General features: G+C 65.4%; 15 protein-coding genes. 13 read left to right on the forward strand and 2 right to left on the reverse strand.

Going from position 1 to position 18516, the window contains the following annotated elements:
• The first annotated feature begins 453 nt into the window (after positions 1 to 453).
• From AC0V8S_RS15670 to AC0V8S_RS15680, 3 genes are read left to right on the forward strand one after another with little or no spacing between them, the layout of a single operon-like run.
• Positions 454 to 1407, forward strand: coding sequence for a hypothetical protein (locus AC0V8S_RS15670; RefSeq protein WP_475438255.1), 954 nt, complete (start codon positions 454 to 456; stop codon positions 1405 to 1407).
• Positions 1400 to 1540, forward strand: a complete 141-nt coding sequence (locus tag AC0V8S_RS15675) for a hypothetical protein (RefSeq protein ID WP_475438256.1) — start codon at positions 1400 to 1402, stop codon at positions 1538 to 1540. The genes AC0V8S_RS15670 and AC0V8S_RS15675 overlap by 8 nt, the downstream gene beginning before the upstream one ends.
• A 49-nt stretch (positions 1541 to 1589) precedes the next feature.
• On the forward strand, positions 1590 to 1943 hold the full coding sequence (locus tag AC0V8S_RS15680) for a hypothetical protein (RefSeq protein ID WP_475438257.1): 354 nt from the start codon (positions 1590 to 1592) through the stop codon (positions 1941 to 1943).
• Between the two features lie 54 nt (positions 1944 to 1997).
• Here the strand turns inward: AC0V8S_RS15680 and AC0V8S_RS15685 are convergent, their stop codons facing one another.
• The gene (locus AC0V8S_RS15685) at positions 1998 to 3242 is read right to left on the reverse strand and encodes an ATP-binding protein (RefSeq protein ID WP_475438258.1); all 1245 of its coding nucleotides are present in this window, start codon (positions 3240 to 3242) and stop codon (positions 1998 to 2000) included.
• On the reverse strand, positions 3239 to 3964 hold the full coding sequence (locus tag AC0V8S_RS15690) for a response regulator (protein WP_183461461.1): 726 nt from the start codon (positions 3962 to 3964) through the stop codon (positions 3239 to 3241). The genes AC0V8S_RS15685 and AC0V8S_RS15690 overlap by 4 nt, the downstream gene beginning before the upstream one ends.
• A 209-nt stretch (positions 3965 to 4173) precedes the next feature.
• On the opposite strand from AC0V8S_RS15690, the gene AC0V8S_RS15695 reads away from it, so the two are divergent.
• The 10 genes from AC0V8S_RS15695 (at position 4174) to AC0V8S_RS15740 (ending at position 18455) form a co-directional block, all read left to right on the forward strand.
• Positions 4174 to 4881: a hypothetical protein gene (locus AC0V8S_RS15695; RefSeq protein ID WP_475438259.1), complete on the forward strand. Its 708-nt coding sequence runs from the start codon at positions 4174 to 4176 to the stop codon at positions 4879 to 4881.
• A 124-nt stretch (positions 4882 to 5005) separates the two neighbouring features.
• Complete coding sequence (locus AC0V8S_RS15700; protein ID WP_183461459.1) at positions 5006 to 5218, forward strand: hypothetical protein; 213 nt, start codon at positions 5006 to 5008, stop codon at positions 5216 to 5218.
• Positions 5199 to 6347: an efflux RND transporter periplasmic adaptor subunit gene (locus AC0V8S_RS15705; protein ID WP_475438260.1), complete on the forward strand. Its 1149-nt coding sequence runs from the start codon at positions 5199 to 5201 to the stop codon at positions 6345 to 6347. The genes AC0V8S_RS15700 and AC0V8S_RS15705 overlap by 20 nt, the downstream gene beginning before the upstream one ends.
• Complete coding sequence (locus AC0V8S_RS15710) at positions 6344 to 9493, forward strand: efflux RND transporter permease subunit (protein ID WP_475438261.1); 3150 nt, start codon at positions 6344 to 6346, stop codon at positions 9491 to 9493. The genes AC0V8S_RS15705 and AC0V8S_RS15710 overlap by 4 nt, the downstream gene beginning before the upstream one ends.
• The gene (locus AC0V8S_RS15715) at positions 9477 to 10736 is read left to right on the forward strand and encodes an efflux RND transporter periplasmic adaptor subunit (RefSeq protein WP_475438262.1); all 1260 of its coding nucleotides are present in this window, start codon (positions 9477 to 9479) and stop codon (positions 10734 to 10736) included. The genes AC0V8S_RS15710 and AC0V8S_RS15715 overlap by 17 nt, the downstream gene beginning before the upstream one ends.
• A gap of 4 nt (positions 10737 to 10740) precedes the next feature.
• Positions 10741 to 13896: an efflux RND transporter permease subunit gene (locus AC0V8S_RS15720; RefSeq protein WP_475438263.1), complete on the forward strand. Its 3156-nt coding sequence runs from the start codon at positions 10741 to 10743 to the stop codon at positions 13894 to 13896.
• 11 nt (positions 13897 to 13907) lie between these two features.
• Positions 13908 to 15494: an efflux transporter outer membrane subunit gene (locus AC0V8S_RS15725; RefSeq protein ID WP_475438264.1), complete on the forward strand. Its 1587-nt coding sequence runs from the start codon at positions 13908 to 13910 to the stop codon at positions 15492 to 15494.
• Positions 15461 to 16147 carry an aspartyl/asparaginyl beta-hydroxylase domain-containing protein gene (locus tag AC0V8S_RS15730; protein ID WP_475438265.1) on the forward strand — a complete coding sequence of 229 codons (687 nt, stop codon included), beginning with the start codon at positions 15461 to 15463 and terminating at the stop codon, positions 16145 to 16147. Before AC0V8S_RS15725 ends, AC0V8S_RS15730 begins: the two co-directional genes overlap by 34 nt.
• A gap of 152 nt (positions 16148 to 16299) precedes the next feature.
• Positions 16300 to 17385, forward strand: a complete 1086-nt coding sequence (locus AC0V8S_RS15735) for a histidine kinase dimerization/phosphoacceptor domain -containing protein (protein ID WP_475438266.1) — start codon at positions 16300 to 16302, stop codon at positions 17383 to 17385.
• A 188-nt stretch (positions 17386 to 17573) separates the two neighbouring features.
• A complete protein-coding gene (locus AC0V8S_RS15740) occupies positions 17574 to 18455 on the forward strand; it encodes an EamA family transporter (protein ID WP_475438267.1) in 882 nt (293 codons plus the stop codon).
• The last annotated feature ends 61 nt before the right edge of the window (positions 18456 to 18516 follow it).

Genomic DNA, 18516 nt, shown 5'->3' on the forward strand with positions numbered 1-18516 from the left:
AGACAGGAGGCGTTAGAATCTCTGTAAAAAAATCTTGAAATTTGAGAAATCTACATTTTATCTATTTTGGTTCATACCGATTTACCCGCGAATGAATTGGAATCATTGGCTTTTCGCGATGCAGCATAGTCGCCGCCTTTTGTCGGCTGACCAGACGGCTTGCTTACGCCTCACACAGCCTTGAACACCACCGTCTGCACCAGCCCGCCACCTCAGGTCGGGCGGGATGCCGGGGCCGTCGTCGGCAATGGTCAGCATGGCGCGCTTGTTGGCGACACCGCCCTCGGATCATTGGCAGCCAGACGTCAGTACTTCTAAATTAGCAGTTTCTTAAATTTTAATTGACACAAGACGCCAATTGTTGGTTTACTGTGCGCTTGCAGTATAAATCCGGTAAAATCTCCGGGGGAAAACTTGCGCCTGTATCGAGCGATTTGTCGCGGGGCCGCTTTGTTGGCCGCCGCCCAGGTTTTATTTGCCTGCGCCGTGCGTCCAACGACCCAGCAGGTTACCGGGGGATTGGACACATCCCGCATCGCCCAGGCGATCCGGTGCGAAATGCGCGATGCCTTTATCACTTTGCTGATCGGTGCGCTTTCCCAAGGCAGGGACCAACACAATATGGAAGTCGCGGCCAGCCTCAGCCGCGACCGTCTGGCGCGATTCACGCCGCCCAACAGTGCTTTGCTCAGCAAGGACGAAATCGCGATGGCGAGGGCAAGGAACGAGTCCCAGGTATTCCAGACTCTCCTCACGTCCGGCTACAAAAATCTTCATGACGAACACAAGCAACTCGAGTATGTCGTGAAGACATACTCCCCCGTCTTCATCGTCTACAAATATGTATTCGATATGACCCAGACCAATAAACTGGGCGGCAGTGTCGATCTTTTGAGTGTGCTTACTCGTGGGAGCCTGACCACCCCCATCGAAGGATCATTCGAAGGCAAGCGGCAGGCGAAGCGGGAGTTTGTCCAGGCGGACCGGGTCGATGAATTGCTGACCAATCTTCCGACGATCCGCGTGTGCAACAGGCTCCGTGCCGAGCTTGCCGGCGCTGAGCCTCTGCCCAATGGCGCCTACCCGATAGCCGGTAAACTCGACCTGATCGAGATCGTCAGGAGTTTCATCACGGCCAACCAGTCGGGAAACCTGATCGGTCAGGTGTCCGAAGCCGATGTCTTGACAGATCAGAATCCGAAACCCGTGCCTTCCATGAGCGAGACTTCTCGTTTTCACCACGACACTCCATGCCGGCGTCAACCCAAAGCTGGAACTGGCCCAGCGGTTGAGCGGTACCGATGTCAAGGGCAGCACGCTGCTAGCCACCTCGGACAGGGTGGATATCCATACGCTAACGCTGGTCATGCAATTGCCCGCTCGAAAGGAAGGACTGACCGTGGCTGAGGAACGAAGCAAGGCGGAGCAGCAAGAAATTAGCCGCCAGGTGGAGGCCGGGGTGCGCGAGCTTCAGCGCGTGGACGACAATAATTTTCGCGACAGGAAGTCAAAAGTGCTGGAGCTGATCACCGGGGAGTGACGTCGCGGGGCGGCAGCATCGACAGCTGGATCAACCGAAGGAGGAACCCATGGCAAAAGCGACCAAAACGACGGCGGGCGCGAGTTCATCCAAACCCAAGAATGGCGCGGCCACGCGGCACACCAGAAAGCTCTCTGTCGAGGGGGTTGTGCTTCACGTACGCGCGATCATTGAGCAGGGCCGCACACAGGAGTTTCTCGATGCCTGCAAGAAGCAGGGTTTTACCACAATGAAGGGACCGCCGGGGCTTGTGGCGTTTACGAGAAATTTCATCTCGGCCGCGCCTGTGGGGGCGACGAAAGGCAGGGACGGGGGCGGCGAGAAGGTCGCCGCCGCGGTCCGGACAATGGCTGTTGCGAAGGCTGCCGCGAACCCGGCGCAGTTCGACACGTGCGATTGTTAGGCAACAATCGGCTTGGTGATATCGGGCTGGCTGGCTTGGCCGCCATCCCCTTTTTCACACCGCCTTGAACACCACCGTCTGCGCCAGCCCGCCACCCCTGCGGTTCTCCAGCGTCACCGTGCCGCCATAGCGCTCGATGATCTCCTTGGCGATGGCCAAGCCGAGCCCCGCGCCGGGGATGAATTGCTGGCGGCCGGGGTCGACGCGGAAGAAGGGTTCGAAGGCCTTGTTGATGAGGTCGGGCGGGATGCCGGGGCCGTTGTCGGAAATGGTCAGCACGGCGCGCCTGTCGGTGGCCGCAAGGGCAATGGTGCAGGCCTTGCCGTGGGTGGCGGCGTTGACGATCAGATTGCGCAGGGCACGGCGCAGGCCGAGCGCGCCGGCGCGCACCGACACCTTGTCCAGAGGGCCGATCGAGACGGCATGGCCGAGCGTGACCATTTCGGCTTCGATGTCGCGCACCATCTTTTCCAGGTCCAGCGGCTCGACGGCGTCCTGGTTCACCTCCTCGCGCACCAGGCGGATGGCGCTGTCGGCGATGCGGTCGAGCTCGTCGAGGTCGTGAAGCCATTTGTCGCGCTCCTCGTCGAGGAATTCGGCGCGCAGCCGCATGCGCGTCATCGGCGTGCGCAGGTCATGGCCGGCGGCGGCCACCAGCCGCATACGGCTCTCCATGGCCGTGCGCAGCCGCGAGGAGAGCTGGTTCAGCGCATGCGCCGTCGCCCTGACCTCGGCCGAGCCCTCTTCCGGCAACTGCGCCAGCAAGCCGTCCGAGCCGATCTTCGAGACGGCGGCCTCCAGCATCTCCAGCGGCCGCACCAGCACGCTGGTGAAATAGACCGACACGGCAGTGGCGCCGAGCGCGATCAGCGTGATCCAACCGGCGAGAACCAGCCAGACATCCCTCGGCGGATCGAAGTCGGGGACGTCGATGATCATCCAGCGTTTGTCGGGAAGCGCCACCGACGCGACCATGCCGGGAGTGCCCGGAGTACGGCTGACAACGGCCGAGAGGCCGAGGCCGTCGTCACGCAGGATGTCGTTGAGCACGCGCGTGTGTTTGCGGTCCACCGGACCATCGGCGGGGTGGTCGCGGATGGTCAGCGGAGCATCGCCCGCGCCAGGCACATGGCCGGGAACCAGCTGCACCATGAATTGGACCTGACGGGCAACCGCCCCCATGATCAGTTCCGGCGATGGCCCGCCGAGCACCTTGATCGCCACGGTCGTGGCGAGGCCGACGACGCCGATGATCGAGGCCACCAGCAGGATGATCAGCCTTCGGCGCAGCGAGTTCACGCCGGGATCTCCACCGTCTCGACACGCGCGGTGAGCTGGTAGCCGCCATTGCGCACGGTCTTGAACAGCGGCCCGTCGCCGGTGTCCGAGAATTTGCGGCGCAGCCGGCTCATCAGCACGTCGACCGAGCGTTCGAGCGGGTCGCGTTCGCGGCCTTGTGTGAGGTCAAGCAGCTGGTCGCGCGACAGCAGCCGGCCGGGGCGGTCGAGGAACACCTGCAACAGGTCGAACTCGGCGCCGGTGAGGTCGATGAGCTCGCCCCGCCCGTCCGTCACCTTGCGGGTGTCGGGTTCCAGCCGGTAGCTGGCGAAGCGGTAGATGCGGGGGCGGGGAGCCGGCGCCTCCTCGGGTGCCGCGCGCCGCAGCACGGCGCGGATGCGGGCGGTCAGTTCGCGCGGGTTGAAGGGTTTGCCGAGATAGTCGTCGGCGCCGAGCTCCAGGCCGATGATGCGGTCGACATCCTCCTTCAGCGCCGTCAGCAGAATGACCGGGACATGCGGCTTGCGGTCGCGCAAGCCGCGGCAGATATCGAGGCCAGACCCGTCCGGCAGCATGACGTCGAGCACCACGAGGTCGAACTGGCCGGCGCCAAGCTTCTGCTCGCATTCGCGCCGGTCCGCCGCCACCGAGACGCGAAAACCCTGGCCGTCGAGATAGCGGCCGAGCAGCGTGCGGATCTCGCGGTCGTCGTCAACGACGAGGATATGGGGTTGTGATTGCATCATGCGTGCCCTTGCTTGGCGCTGATTATAGGGACCGCACACGCGAGCGGCATGGAAAATTGCAACGCAATGTTTCTGGCCGGGGGCGGGAAACATTCGGAAACAAATTGCCCCTTTGCGGAAACCTTCGGCAACACGCCGACGCGAAGCGGACAAACAGGCTTCCTATCCTCAGGGATGTCCGATGCATGAGAGAAAGGAACACCGTCATGCGAAGCAGACTTCTTGCGCTCGGCCTGTTTTCCGTCGCCGCAATCCACCCGGTGCTGGCGGCACAGCCCGATGCCGGCGCCGGCGAGCCGCCGGTCATCGCTCAGGATGGACCGGACCATGGCCCGATGCCGTGGTTCGGCCAGAATGGCCCGCATGGGCCGATGCGGCACGGTCCGCAGGGTTTTGGCCCGCAGGGCTTTGGCCCCGAAGGCTTTGGCGCGCACCGCATGGGACCGCCGCCGGAATTCATGCTGGCCGCCCGGCTGGCGGCGCTGGAGACGCGCGTCGGTATCCGCAGCGAACAGCTCGACGCCTGGCGCGACTACACCAGTGCACTGCAGGCCGTGCTTGCGCCGCCACGGCATGATCGCGGCCCCGGCGGCACCGGTGGCCCCGGCCCGGGTGGCGCCGAGGCCAAGGGGCCTGATGCGGCTCCGGGCGGCAAGCCCGATCCCTTCGCCTTCCAGGAAAGGCTGGCCGACGAGGTTACCGCGCGCGCGGCTTCGGCCGCCAAACTGAAGGAGGCTATAGCCGAATTGCGCACCAAGCTGTCGCCTGAACAGCTCGAAATCCTGGCTTCGGCGGAACGACCCCACGGACCACCCCCCGGTCCCTGGGGCGGCCCGCCGGAAGATGCAGCCGGACCTGGAGGTCCGCCCGACCAGGGCGGACAGCTTCCGCCACCCCAGCCCGGGAACGGCTGACAACTCCGTCCGGCTGCTCCGGCCGGCCCGGTGTCCAACCCGTTCTCGGGCCGGCCGGTCTCGTGGGATGGCGGCATGCTCCGCCATCCCACCTTTGAAAATCATCCACAATGGAAGCACGGCAATGTGGGAAGCCATGATGATGCTGCGGCTGATCGCATCGATGAGCCCGAGGCTCTCGCTCGGCCAGCGCGCCAGCCATGCCGCCACGCCGGCGGCGCTGCCGGCCGATACGCTGAAGGGCGCGGTGCGCTTGCATTTCGCCGCCTGGCGCCTGTCGCTGCCGGTTTCGCAGCAGCCCAATGACCACGGACATCATGACCGCAAGATCGCGTAAGACCTATCTTGTCCTGGCCGGCGTGCTGATCGTCCTGGGGGCGATGGCGGCGCTGAGAGCCTATGGACGCGCGACCGTTGAACCGGCCACGCAGACTGTCGCGGCGCCGCAGGCCAGCCTGACGGTTGCGGTCGAAAAGGTGCGATCCGAGGCGGTCGCCTCGTCGATCAGCGCCACCGGCACCGTCTCCGCATGGCAGGAAGCAGCCATCGGCGCCGAGACCTCCAGCCTCAAATTGACCGAAGTGCTGGTTGGCGAAGGCGACCATGTGCGGGCCGGCGACGTCGTCGCGCAGCTCGACGCCTCGGTGCTCAAGGCACAGCTGGCGGAGCAGAAGGCTGCCGTCGACCAGGCGCAGGCGACGCTGGACACGGCGATCTCCGCCGCCGGCCGCGCCGACAGGCTGCTGGCCAGCAAGGCGATCAGCGCTGAGACGGCGGAAGACAAGGCGACCGCCGTCAAGACCGGCCGGGCCGCGCTCGAGCAGGCCAAGGCCGCTACTGAGCGGCTGCAGGCCCAACTCGACCAGGCGACCATCCTCGCGCCCTTCGACGGCGTCGTCTCCAACCGGCCGGCGGTCGCCGGTTCGATCGTCCAGGCCGGCACCGAGCTGATGAAGATCATCCGCGACGGCAGGCTGGAAGTCGGTGTGCTTCTCCCCGAAAAAGACCTTCCATCGGTCTCGGTCGGGCAGGGGGCCAACGTCGTCGACGCTTCGGGCCGGACTTTTGCCGGGCAGGTGTCCTCCATTGCCGAGACGGTCAGTTCGACGACGCGGCTCGCCACGGTCTATGTCGGGCTGGGCGAAGGCTCGGGCCTGAAGCCCGGCATGTTCGCCCGCGTGTCGATCGCGGGAGCGGCCTCGCAAAGGCTCAGCGTTGCCGAGGCCGCCCTGGTCTGGCAGGACGGCAAGCCTGTTGTCTTCGTCGTCGACGACGCCGGCAAGGCCGCCACGCGCGCCGTCACCATAGGCGCGCACCAGAACGGCCGGGTCGCCATAGAAAGCGGACTGTCGGAGGGTGACAGCGTCGTTGTCGCCGGCGCCGGTTTCCTCAGCGACGGCAATCTGGTGCGTATCGCCGACGCGCAACCCGGCGCCGCCGGCAAGGTGACGGAGGCGGCGCGATGAACGCCATTTCCTCCTGGTCGATCCGCAATCCGGTGCCGACCATCGTGCTGTTCCTGTCGCTGACCATCGCCGGCCTCTACGGCTTCATGCAGCTGCGCACCAACAATATGCCCGACATCGACCTGCCGACGGTCACCGTCACCGTCTCGCAGCCGGGAGCGGCACCGAGCGAAATGGAAGTGCAGGTGGCGCGGGTGATCGAGAACGCCGTGGCGACGCTGGAAGGCGTCGACGACGTCTCGACCTCGATCAGCGAGGGCTCGTCCGTCACCACGGTCGAGTTCACATTGGGCATCGATCCCGAGACCGCCGCCAACGATGTCCGCAACGCCGTGTCCGAAGTGCAGTCGAGCTTGCCGGCGGCCGCGCAGTCGCCGGTCGTGGCCAAGATGAACGCGACCGGCAATTCGGTGCTGACCTATGTCGTCGAGGCGCCCTCGATGTCGCCGGACGCGCTGAGCTGGTACATCGACAATGATGTCGCCAAGGCGCTGCTCGGCGTCGACGGCGTCTCCAAGATCACCCGTTCGGGCGGCGTCGACCGCGTCATCCGTGTCGAGCTCGATCCGGACCGCCTCGCCGCGCTCGGCATCAGCGCCGGCGATGTCAGCCAGACACTCGCCTCCAACAATGTCAACCAGCCGGGCGGCCGCACCAGCGTCGGCGGCCAGGAGCAGTCGGTGCGCACGCTGGCCAGTGCCGGCTCTGTCGAGGCGCTGGCCGACACAGACATCGCGCTCAATGGCGCTGGCGGCGTCAAGCTCTCCGATCTCGGCAGCGTGGTCGACAGCTGGGAAAAGCCGCGCCAGGCCGCCTATCTCGACGGAAGACAGGTTGTCGCCTTCAACGTCTACCGCTCGGTCGGTTCGAGCGAGATCGACGTGGTCAAGGCCGCGCGCGCCGCGATCGCCGACATCGGCGCCAAGACCGATACCGCGAAATTCACCGAAGTCACCTCGTCCTCCGGCTTCGTGCAGGAGAGCTATGACGCCGCGTTCGAGGCGTTGTGGCTCGGCGCGTTGCTGGCCATTGGCGTCGTCTGGCTGTTCCTGCGCGACATCAGGGCGACGCTGGTGTCGGCGGTCGCCATGCCGCTGTCCTTGATCCCGACCTTCGCCGTCATGGCGGCGTTCGACATCTCGCTCAACAACATCACCTTGCTGGCGCTGTCGCTGGTGGTCGGCATCCTCGTCGACGACGCCATCGTCGAGATCGAGAACATCGTGCGCCATATGCGCCAGACCGGCGCCAGCGCCTATCATGCTGCCATCGAGGCGGCCGATGAGATCGGGCTTGCCGTGGTGGCGACCACGGCGACCATCATCGCGGTGTTCCTGCCTGTCGCCTTCATGCCCGGCATTCCGGGAAAATTCTTCTTCTCCTTCGCCGTCGCCGTCTGCGTGTCGGTGCTGTTCTCACTGCTGGTGGCGCGCATGCTGACGCCGTTGATGGGCGCCTATCTGGTGCGCGCCGGCGGCCACAGCGAGGACGACCTGCCGGCCTGGGTGCCGACCTATCTGTGGCTGCTGCGCAAGGCGCTCGACCATCGCTGGATCACGCTTGTCGCCGGCATCGCCTTCTTCGCCGGCTCGATCGGGCTGGCAACGAAACTGCCGACCGAATTCATGGCGGCGACCGATCGCGGCCGCTCGATGATCTCGGTCGAGCTGCAGCCGGGCTCGACGATCGAACAGACGACCGCCGTCGTCCAGGACATCACAAGGCGCCTGAAGGCCGAGCCGGCCGTCGACAGCATATTCGCCACGATCGGCACGGCGGCTTCATCCGGCGGTGGTCCGAACCGCGGATCGACATCGGCCGAGGTGCGCAGCGCCAATGTCACCGTCAATTTGAAGCCACGCGGCGAGCGCAGCGTCAGCCAGCAGCAGTTCGAGGCCGAGGCCTCGCCGAAGCTCAACGACATTCCGGGCGGGCGCATCCAGTTCGGCGCCGACGGCTTTGCCGGCGCCAAGGTCGCCATCACGCTGGTCGGCGACGATGGCGAGGCGCTGCAGAAGGCAAGCGACGCGCTGGTCGACGGGATGAAATCCGTGCCCGGCCTCATCAATCCGAAGTCGACCGCGGCGACGACCAAACCGGAACTGATCGTGCGCCCCGACAGCGCCAGGGCAGCCGAACGCGGCGTCACGCCAACCGAGATCGCGGCGACGGTGAAGATCGCCACCATCGGCGACACCGACACCAGCCTGGCCAAGTTCAATCTCGGCGACCGCCAGGTTGCGATCGTCGTGACCTTGCCCGACGGCGCCATCGACGATCCGGCGAAACTGGCGGTGCTGCCGCTGATCGGCAGCAAGGGCACGGTGCCGCTGGGTGCGGTGGCCGATATCGGCTTCAATGCCGGGCCAAACAGCATCACCAGGGTGGGGCGCAGCCGCAGCGCCACGGTCGAGGCGGATCTTTCCGGCCTGACGCTCGGCCAGGGGACCGCTTCCATCCACGCCTTGCCGGCGATGCGCAATCTGCCGGCCGGCGTGCAAGAGCTGGCGCGCGGCGACGCTCAGCGCATGCAGGAGCTGTTTTCCGGCTTCGCCACCGCGATCGCCGCCGGCATTCTCTTGATGTACCTGACGCTGGTGCTGCTGTTCCGCGGCTTCGTGCAGCCGGTGACCATCCTGGTGGCGCTGCCGCTTTCGATCGGCGGTGCGCTCGGCTTCATACTGATTGCCGGCAAGGCGCTTGGCATATCGCCGCTGATCGGCATACTGATGCTGATGGGCATTGCGGCCAAGAACTCGATCCTGCTTGTCGAGTACGCCCTGGTCGCGCAGAAGGAGCGTGGCATGAGCCGCTTCGACGCACTGCTCGACGCCGCGCGCAAGCGGGCACGGCCCATCGTCATGACATCGATCGCCATGGGCGCCGGCATGTTGCCGATCGCGCTCGGCATCGGCGCCGACGCCGAGACGCGGGCGCCGATGGCGATCGCCGTGATCGGCGGGCTCATCTCCTCGACCGTGCTCAGCCTCGTCTATGTTCCGGTCGTCTACACCTTCATGGACGACATCCAGCGCTTCCTCGGCCGGCATCTCGCCCGGCTGCTGGTGGAACGCTCCGATCCCGACAGCCAGACGGCGACCGCAACTCCAGCGAAAGATCATCCAGGCCATGTCTATCCAGTCTAGCCCGTCCTCCCTGCCGGTCCGCCGGCTCGCGGCGATACTCATCACCACGGTTCTTCTGGCGGCCTGTTCGCAGGAGGGGAGCAAAGCTCCCGCCGGCATGGCCGGTGCAAGCAAGCCGGAAGTCGGCGTCGTCACGCTGCATCCGCAATCGGTGGCGATCACGGCCGAACTGCCCGGACGCACGTCAGCCTCGCTCACCGCCGATGTGCGCCCGCAGGTCAACGGCATCATCCAGGCACGGCTGTTCAAAGAGGGCAGCGAGGTGGTGGTCGGGCAGCCGCTCTATCTCATCGATCCGGCGAGCTACCAGGCCGCCTATGACAGCGCGCAGGCAGCCCAGCAGAAGGCCGAGGCGGCGGTGCCGACGGCGCAGGCCAAGTTCGACCGCTATGCCGGCTTGTTGAAGCAGAACGTTGTTTCCAAACAGGATTATGACGATGCCGCGGCAACGCTGGCCCAGGCCAATGCGGATGTGGCGTCCGCCAAGGCCAGTGTCGAAACCGCGCGCATCAATCTCGACTACACCAAGATCACCGCGCCGATCGCCGGCCGCATCGACAAGTCGTCGCTGACGCCAGGCGCCCTGGTCACCGCCAATCAGGATACCTTGCTCACCACCATCCGTTCGCTCGATCCGATCAATGTCGACGTCACGCAGTCGAGCACCAATTTGCTCAATCTGCGCCAGGCCATCAATGAGGGCCGGCTGAAGTTCAGCGGCCCCAATGTCAGCGTCAAGCTGAAGCTCGAGAACGGCACCATCTACAACCAGACCGGCAAGCTGGAATTCGCGGGTGCCAATGTCGACCAGACCACCGGCACCTTTGCGCTGCGGGCCGAGTTTCCCAATCCCGACCGTCTGCTTCTGCCGGGCATGTATGTGCGGGCGCTTGTCGAAGAGGGCGTCGCCCAGAACAGTTTCCTGGTGCCGCAGCGCGGCGTCACCCGCAACACCAAGGGCGAAGCGACCGCCATGGTCATCAACGCGCAAGGGAAAGTCGAGACGCGCGTGCTGGCCGTGCGCAACAGCGTCGGCAACAACTGGCTGGTGGATTCAGGCGTTGGCGACGGCGACCGCGTCATCGTCGAGGGCCTGCAACTGGTGCGCCCCGGCGGCGACGCGACGGGCGTCGAAGTGACGATCGACGAGACGACCGGCGAGGTCAAGGACCGGGCACAGACCTCTTCTTCCATATCTTCCACGCCCAAGATGGCCGATAGCAGCCAGTCGACCGGGAACTGAGGCGATGTCAGCATTCTTCATCAACCGGCCGATCTTCGCCTGGGTGATCGCCATCGTGATCATGCTGGGCGGCCTGCTCGCGCTCACCACGCTGCCGATCTCGCAATACCCACAGATCGCGCCGACCACGGTCAACATCAGCGCCAACTATCCGGGCGCCGATGCGCAAACGGTCGAGAATTCGGTGACCAAGGTCATCGAGCAAGGCATGACCGGCATCGACAATCTCGACTACATGACGGCGACCTCGACCTCGACCGGTGCGGCCACGATCACGCTGACCTTCACCAGTGCGGCCGATCCCGACACCGCCCAGGTGCAGACGCAGAACAAGCTGCAGCTGGTGCAGTCGCAGCTGCCGCAGGTGGTGCAGAGCAACGGCATCACCGTCTCCAAATCCTCGACCGGCTTCCTGATGGTCATCGGCTTCGTCTCCAGCGACGGCAAGATGAACTCGACCGATCTTGCCGACTATGTCGACTCGACCATCAACGACACGCTGAAGCGCGTCGAGGGCGTCGGCTCGACACAGCTGTTCGGCTCCAGCTATGCCATGCGCATCTGGCTCGATCCCGACAAGCTCGCCAAATATACGCTGATGCCGAGCGACGTGGCTTCGGCGATCGAGGCGCAGAACACGCAGGTCTCGGCCGGCCAGCTCGGCGGCATGCCGCAACGCAAGGGCCAGCAGCTCAACGCCACGGTGACGGCCAAGAGCCGGCTGCAGACCGCCGAACAGTTCCGCAACATCATCCTGAAGAGCCAGACGGATGGTTCGCTTGTGCGCCTTAACGATGTCGCCACCGTCGAGCTCGGCGCCGAAAGCTATACGACGCAAGCCAGATACAATGGCCAGCCCGCGGCCGGCGTCGCCGTGAACCTCGCAACCGGCGCCAACGCCATCAGCACCGCGGAAGCGGTGCGCTCGACGATCAACCGGCTGAGCTCGACCTTCCCGCAAGGTGTCGAGGTCGTCTATCCCTACGACACCTCACCCTTCGTGCGGCTGTCGATCGAGGAGGTGGTCAAGACGCTGGCCGAGGCGATCGTGCTGGTGTTCCTGGTGATGTTCATCTTCCTGCAGAATCTGCGGGCGACGATCATCCCGACGATCGCCGTGCCGGTGGTGCTGCTCGGCACGTTCGGCGTGCTGTCGCTGTTCGGCTATTCGGTCAACACGCTGACCATGTTTGCCATGGTGCTGGCCATCGGCCTTCTGGTCGACGACGCCATCGTCGTGGTCGAGAATGTCGAGCGCGTCATGCAGGAGGAAGACCTGTCGCCGAAGGAGGCGACGCGAAAATCGATGAACGAGATCACCGGCGCGCTGGTCGGCATCGCCACCGTGCTGTCGGCGGTGTTCGTGCCGATGGCCTTCTTCGGTGGCTCGACCGGCATCATCTACCGGCAGTTTTCGGTGACCATCGTCTCGGCCATGGTGCTGTCCGTGCTGGTAGCACTTGTGCTGACGCCGGCGCTGTGCGCCACCATCCTGCGGCGGCCCAAGGACCATGCCACGCAGACCGGTCCGTTCGGCTGGTTCAACCGCGTCTTCGATCGCGGCACGACGGCCTATCGCGACGGCTCGCATGGCATCATCAACCGGTCCTGGCGCTTCCTCGCCGTGTTCCTGGCCATCGTCATCGCCATGGGCTGGATGTTTGCCCGGCTGCCGAGCTCGTTCCTGCCGGAAGAGGACCAGGGCATCCTGATCACCAGCGTGTCGCTGCCGGTCGGTGCGACGCAGGACCGGACCGAGCGTGTGCTGGCTGAGGTGACAGACCACTATCTCAAGGAGGAAAAGGACGCTGTCCAAGGCGTCTTCACCGCTTCCGGCTTCGGCTTCGGCGGCGCCGGGCAGAATGTCGGTATCGCTTTCGTGCCGCTGAAGGAATTCAGCCAGCGCTCATCGCCGGCCTTGGCGGCGCAAGCGGTCGCCGGCCGTGCCATGGGTGCCTTCCGCAAGATCAGGGACGCGCAGGTCTTCGCGCTTGCCCCGCCCGCGATCCAGGGTTTCGGCAACACCAACGGCTTCGATTTCTACCTCCAGGACGTCAACGGCGCCGGCCATGACGCGCTGATCCAGACGCGCAACCAGCTTCTGGGCCTCGCGGCACAGAGCAAGCTGCTCACCGCCACAAGGCCGAACGGCCAGGAGGACCAGCCGCAATTCTCTGTCGACATCGACCAGGAAAAGGCCAGCGCGCTCGGCGTCAGCCTCGCCGACATCAACAACACACTGTCGAGCGCCTGGGGCAGCGACTACGTCAACGACTTCATCGACCGCGGGCGGGTGAAGCCGGTCTATATGCAGTCGGACGCGAATTTCCGCATGCAGCCGGAAGATCTGGACAAATGGCAGGTGCGCAATGCCAGCGGTGCCATGGTGCCGTTCTCGGCCTTCACCTCCAGCCACTGGACATTCGGTTCGCCGCGACTCGAACGCTACAATGGCTCGGCGGCGGTCGAGATCCAGGGCGCGGCGGCCGCGGGCGTGAGCTCGGGTGCTGCGATGGACGAGATCGACAGGCTGGTGGCACAGCTGCCGGCCGGCTATTCGCATGAGTGGACCGGCCTGTCGCACCAGGAACGGCTTTCGGGTAACCAGGCGCTGTCGCTCTATGCGATTTCGGCGCTGGTCGTGTTCCTGTGCCTGGCGGCACTTTACGAGAGCTGGTCGATCCCGTTCGCGGTCATGCTGTCGGTGCCGATCGGTATCTTCGGCGCGCTCGCGGCGGCGACGCTTTTCGGCCAGACCAACGACGTCTATTTCAAGGTCGGCCTGCTGACCACGATCGGCCTCGCCTCCAAGAACGCCATCCTGATCGTCGAGTTCGCCATCGAGCGGCAGGCGGCTGGCATGGGGCTGGTCGAGGCGACGCTGGAGGCGGCGCGACAACGACTGCGGCCGATCCTGATGACGTCGCTGGCCTTCATCCTCGGCGTCACGCCGCTCGCGATTGCCAGCGGCGCCGGCTCCGGCGCGCAGAATTCGGTCGGCATCGGCGTCATGGGCGGCATGATCGCGGCGACGGTGATCGGCGTGTTCCTGGTGCCGCTGCTGTTCGTCACGGTGCGGCGCATCTTCAAGGGCGGCGCGGCCAAACAAGATTCTGGGCAGGGCAGCGACGAGAAGCCGGCGACGGCCAACCAGCAATAAGGAAACTTTCCATGACAGGTTTTGAACGTGGCCCGGTGGCCGCGGGGCGGCTCATTGTGCCCATGATTACGGCTGTTCTGCTCGCCGGATGCGTCGTCGGCCCGGATTATCGCACGCCCATCCTGCCGATGCCGGCGAACTGGAGCGGTGAGAAGCCGACCAAATCGGTCCAGCCGGCGCAGCTGTCGCAATGGTGGCAGCGGCTGCGCGATCCCACGCTCAACACGCTTGTCGCGGAAGCCGTCGCCGGCAATCTCGATGTCGCCACGGCCAAGGCCAAGATCCGCGAAGCGCGCGCCAGCTATCGCCAGAGCGCCGGCACATTGCTGCCGTCCGTGGACGGCTCCGGCTCGGTGACGCGCAACAAGTCGGCCGAGACCACATCGGGCACCAATTCCATCTACGCAGAATACCAGGCAGGCTTCGACGCCAGCTGGGAGCTCGACCTGTTCGGCGCCAATCGCAGGGGCGTCGAGGCCGCGCGCTACGGCGTCGATGCGGCGCAAGAGGAATTGCGCTCGACGCTGCTGACCCTGGTCGGCGATGTCGCGTCCTATTACACGCAGGCGCGCGGCTACCAGGCCCGCATCGCGCTCGCCCGGCGCTCGGCGGTGTCGCAGCGGCAGACCGCCGAACTCACCCGCACCATGGCTCTGGCGGGGTCGGCGACAGCCGCCGACGTCGCCAAGGCGATGGGGCAGGCGGCCAGCACCGAGGCTGCCGTGCCGACGCTGGAAGCGAGCTATGCCGAGGCGGTGCATCGTCTGTCGGTGCTCACCGGCAGGCCACCGGCGGCACTCAGCGAGCGGCTGAAGCGCAGCAAGCCGATCCCGTCGCCGCGCCTGCCGATGCCGACCGGCATCCCCAGCGACATCCTTCTATCGCGCCCCGATGTGCGCATGGCCGAGCGGCAGTACGCGCAATACACCGCCAAGGTCGGCCAGGCCGAGGCGGCGCGCTATCCCTCGGTCAGCCTGACGGGAAACATCAGCACGGCAGCGCTTAATCTCGGCGATCTCGGCAAGAACTCGTCGATCGGCTGGTCGTTCGGGCCGTCGCTCAGCGTGCCGCTGTTCAATGCCGGCCAATTGCAGGCGGCCGCCGACGTCGCCCGCGCGCAGCGCGACCAGTATTTCATCGCCTACCGCGCCTCGGTGCTGACCGCGCTCGAGGATGTCGAGAATGCGCTGGTGCTGATGGCGCAGGAGCGCATCCGGATCGGCAAGCTTGCCGCGTCGGCGAAATCCTATGGCGAGGCGGCAAATCTCGAAGGCACGCTCTACAAGGCCGGCGAGACCAGCCTGCTCGACGTGCTCGACGCGCAGCGCTCGCTATACTCGGCCGAGGATTCCCTGCTGCAAAGCCGTGTGCTGCTGGCCACCAACTACATCGCCCTCAACAAGGCGCTCGGCGGCGGCTGGGATGGCACGGTCGACAGCACAAAACCCGAGATCGTCGACGTCAAGACCGGCACCGCGGCTGGCGGCGACGATGACGCCACAGTGAACAAGATGTGTAAGCAAAACCGGGGGCCGTCAGTTTATAATGTCGTGGAGGCAATGCGATGTCCCGTACCTACGATCTTGCATCCGATGTGATCCGGCGTGTCTATGAAAAGCGCATAGACGCGCCGCCGATCCTCGATACCGCCACGGAATTTCCGAACGCGGCGAAATTCACCAATGCCTGGCGCGACATACGCGACGAAGCGCTTGGCGTGCATCTGGGCAAGGTCCCGCGCTTCCACGACATCATGCCCGAGCAGGCCGATATCTCGGCCAATGACGGGCTCGACTGGCGCATGTTCGTGCTCAAGGCCTATGACATGGTGGTTCCGGAGAACCTTGCGCGGATGCCGGTTCTCAGCCGCTTGCTTGCCGAATGCCCGGAAGTCAAATCGGCGGCGATTTCGTTCCTCGCGCCGCGCAAGCACATACCCGCCCACCGCGGGCCTTTCCGCGGCATCATGCGGTTTCATCTTGGCCTGGTCATCCCGCGGCAGGCCGATGGCCGCCCGGCGACCATCATGATGATCGACCATCAGGAGAAGCGGATCACCGATGGCGAAGGCATGTTGTGGGACGACACCTACCCGCACGAGGTGATCAACAACGCCGATGAAGGTCGCATAGCCCTGCTGCTCGATGTCTGGCGCCCGGGCATGCCCTGGGACATGGAAATGCTGTCCAGGCTGATCGTGCGCGGCGTGCAGGCCGGAATGCGCCGCCGGGGCGTGTCGTTCGGCGGCTGAAACCGACGGTGCGCGTCTTGGCGGACTGGGGCGAGCGAAACCGATTTGGCGCCCTGACGCGGAGGCAGGTGCCAGCCTCCTCCTGCATTGTGATGGCAGGCGCACCCTATCGCTGATACTGATGGCGCTCACGCACAGCACAGGCGCCGCAGATGACATCCGATACACAGAAGGCCGAAGCGGTAGAGCAGTTGCTCGATACGCCGGACCTTGCCAGCGCGCTGGAAAGCGAACAGTTCAAGAAGTTCCTCGACCAGGTGCCGATCGCCATTGCCGTTTCGGACCTCGGCGCGAAGGAGCGCGTCGTCTATGCCAACCCGGAATTCGAGAAACTGTCAGGGCTGAAGGCGGCCAGGCTCGCCCAGAAGCAGTGGGCGGCGCTTTCCGGAACCGGCCTGCACCAGCAGAAGGACCGCGCGCTGTTCGAAGCGTTGGTCGAGGAGACCGATTTTGTCGGTACGTTCCGGCTGGAGCGGGCCGAGCATACGCCAGCGATCGTCGACGCCTATTCCAACGTCATCGAGGACGACAATGGCAAGCTCTGCTTCCGGCTGGTGGCGCTGGTCGACGTCTCGGCCCATGGCGAGACCGAGGATGCAGGCTCCGTCGAGGAACGCGTGCGCGAGAAGGACACGCTGCTGCGCGAACTGCAGCACCGGGTGAAGAACAATCTGCAGATGATCACCGCGCTGATCCGGCTGGAGACGCGCAACGCGATGGAGCCGGACCAGAAGCGGTTCGAGAGGCTGGCCGGCCGCGTCGACGCGCTGGCGATCCTCTACCAGACGCTGTCGGGCGACGATCACAAGGACGAGATCGATCTCGGCGTCTATCTCAGCCAGATCGCATCGGCGGTGATGAATTCGCATGCGGTCGAGGGCATTCGCCTCGACATGAAGGTCGATACCTATCCGGTGTCGGTCAACGTCGCCATGCCGACCGGGCTGGTGGTGAACGAGCTTTTGACCAATGCGCTCAAGCATGCCTTCAAAGGGCGCGACGGCGGCACGATCACACTGCACAGCATCGTCAACGGCGATGGCTGCCGTATTGTCATCGCCGACGACGGCATCGGCCTGCCCGAAGGCGAGACCTGGCCCAAGCCCGGCAAGCTCGGCGCGCTGATCGCGCGTTCGCTGACCGAGAACGCCAAGGCGGAATTCGACGTGAATTCGAGCGCCGGCGAGGGCACGCGGGTCACCATCGTCTTCAAGCGCTCTGTTGCCGCCGCCGCTTAGGCAGGCAGCCCAGCCGATGCCGTGAGTGGCCGGAAGGGTGTTCCCCGACTTCCGGGACCTATCCCAGCGCTTGCCCCAGCCGACTGTCTTCCCGTGCCTCACGACAGGCCCTCCCGGGGAGGCCATAGGTGCCAGCCATGCCGCCGGGTCGCGCGGATGCCCGGCACGGCAGGAAAGGATGAACCAAAGTGACATCGACGCCAATTGCCCATCGTGAAGCGGCGCCTTTGCCCGTCGCGGCGCTGATGGGGGCCATGGTGTCGATCCAGATCGGCGCCACCTTCGCCAAGACCTTGTTCCCGCAGATCGGTGCGCAAGGCACGACGACGCTGCGGCTGGTCATCGGCGCGCTGATGCTGATCGCGGTGCTGCGGCCCTGGCAGATGCGGCCGTCGCGCGCCACCTTGCCGTGGCTTGTCGCCTATGGCGTGACGCTCTGCGCGCTCAACCTTTTGTTCTATGCAGCCCTTGCCAGGATTCCGCTCGGTATCGCGGTGGCGCTCGAATTTTCCGGGCCGCTGCTGGTGGCGACGCTGACCTCGCGGCGCGCCAGCGATTTTGCCTGGATCGCGCTTGCGGTGGCCGGCATCGTCCTGTTGTCGCCCTTCATCCATTCGCTGCAGCCGCTCGATCCGATCGGCGTGATGCTGGCGCTGGCGGCCGGCGGCTTCTGGGCGCTCTACATCGTGCTGGCGCAGAAGGCGGGGGCCGAGCTCGGCACCCGCACCACCGCCTATGGCATGGCGATCGCCGCCGTGCTGGTGCTGCCCTTCGGCGTGGCGCAGGCGGGAACGGGGCTGCTGGCACCGTCGATCCTGGTCAGCGCGCTGCTCGTCGGGCTGTTTTCGAGCGCATTGCCCTTCTTCCTGGAGATGGTGGCGCTGACCCGCATGCCGGCCCGCATCTACGGCACGCTGACCTGCCTGGAGCCGGGGTTGGGCGCGCTGGCCGGTTTCCTGTTCCTGCACGAGAGCCTGACCCCGCCGCAACTGGCCGGCATCGCCGCCGTCATTGTCGCGGCCGCCGGCACCGCGCTGACCTCGAAGCCGCCGGTGCCGTCGCCGGAGTAGGGCGGCGGCGATGCTGCTGCCGAACCGCCCGGCCGGGGGAAGTCCCGGCCGTAATGCTTTC

It is taken from the genome of Mesorhizobium oxytropidicola (assembly GCF_056174625.1).